Origin of the sequence: Pseudomonas sp. NPDC087615, from assembly GCF_044743445.1 — a bacterium.
Lineage (GTDB): Bacteria > Pseudomonadota > Gammaproteobacteria > Pseudomonadales > Pseudomonadaceae > Aquipseudomonas > Aquipseudomonas baetica_A.
Window position 1 is genome coordinate 1 of sequence record NZ_JBIUWM010000112.1, and the last position, 1,306, is coordinate 1,306.

2 protein-coding genes and 1 pseudogene are annotated in these 1,306 nt (G+C 53.4%); all 3 read right to left on the reverse strand.

Features of this window, described 5'->3' with window-relative positions; all coding sequences use genetic code 11:
- Nucleotides 1-152, reverse strand: a pseudogene (locus tag ACIOU6_RS27495) (hypothetical protein); the annotation flags it as partial.
- A 221-nt stretch (nucleotides 153-373) separates the two neighbouring features.
- Nucleotides 374-739 (reverse strand): 50S ribosomal protein L7/L12, encoded by a 366-nt coding sequence (gene rplL / locus ACIOU6_RS27500; RefSeq protein ID WP_003228750.1) that lies wholly within the window; start codon nucleotides 737-739, stop codon nucleotides 374-376.
- Between the two features lie 74 nt (nucleotides 740-813).
- Nucleotides 814-1,290, reverse strand: a complete 477-nt coding sequence (rplJ, locus tag ACIOU6_RS27505; RefSeq protein WP_401139874.1) for a 50S ribosomal protein L10 — start codon at nucleotides 1,288-1,290, stop codon at nucleotides 814-816.
- Nucleotides 1,291-1,306 lie beyond the last annotated feature (16 nt).

The following is a 1,306-nucleotide window of genomic DNA, read 5'->3' on the forward strand; positions in this document are numbered from 1 at the left end:
CACGTCGCGGAACTGATCTTTAGTCGCTCCCGCTTGCAAGAATTCACGATACGAATCCAGCTGGATGGCCAGGAGGTACGGCACATCCATGACGTCCGGCAACTTGCTAAGTCCTTGCGGATACGTTTTTTCTCAGTATATGAGTAAGCCATCAGCGTTCCCCAGCTTGGTCACCTGCTTGTTTGGCCCCTCCCGACGGGAGCAGCCAGAAAATCGTGCAAACCCCATGGTTTGCGCCACCACATCGGGTGGTTAAAGCACCTTTATCAGCACCGACCCAGTCGGCTGCCAATAACGGAAAAAGGCCGGTGGCAAGAGCCACCAGCCATCAGCCTGTCGCTTTACGCTCGGGCTGGAGGAGCAAAGTCGAAAATTATTTCAGTTCGACTTTAGCGCCTGCTTCTTCCAGCTTCTTCTTAGCGTCTTCAGCAGCTTCTTTCGAAACGCCTTCAGCTACAACCTGAGGAGCGCCGTCTACTTTCTCTTTGGCTTCTTTCAGGCCCAGACCGGTCAGTTCACGAACTGCCTTGATCACGTTAACCTTCTTCTCGCCAGCTTCCAGCAGAACAACGTTGAACTCGGTTTGCTCTTCAACAACAGCGGCAGCAGCAGCTGGACCAGCAGAAGCAGCAGCAGCAGTAACACCGAAGGTTTCTTCCATCGCTTTGATCAGCTCAACGATTTCCACTACGGATTTCTGGCCGATTGCTTCGATGATTTGTTCGTTAGTCAGAGACATGACTCAATTCCTGAATTGGGGGACGGCCTACGCGACCATCGAAATAAACAAAAAACGCGAGAAGTTGACGAGCCTTAGGCTGCAGCAGCTTCTTTCTGGTCGCGAATTGCCGCCAGAGTACGAGCCAATTTGCTGGTAGCGCCTTGAATCACGCTCATCAGCTGAGAAATTGCTTCGTCACGGGTCGGCAGAGTTGCCAGTACGTCGATCTGATTAGCTGCGAGGAACTTGCCCTCGAACGCAGCTGCCTTGATCTCGAACTTGTCCTGACCCTTGGCAAACTCTTTGAAAATACGGGCAGCAGCGCCCGGATGTTCGTTCGAGAATGCAATCAGGGTCGGGCCGGTGAACACGTCGTTGAGGACACTGTATTGAGTGTCAGCAACAGCGCGCTTGAGCAAGGTGTTACGTACAACACGTACGTAAACGCCAGCTTCACGAGCCTCTTTACGGAGTCCGGTCATTGCGCCTACTGTTACGCCACGTGCATCAACCACGACAGCGGACAGAGCGACTTTGGCAGCCTCGTTGACTTCAGCGACGATGGCCAAAGTCGCTCTGTCCGCT

What these genes read in the sequence shown, in the direction of transcription:
- rplL (WP_003228750.1), bottom strand. Translation starts at nt 739, where the DNA reads ATGTCTCTGACTAACGAACAAATCATCGAAGCAATCGGCCAGAAATCC.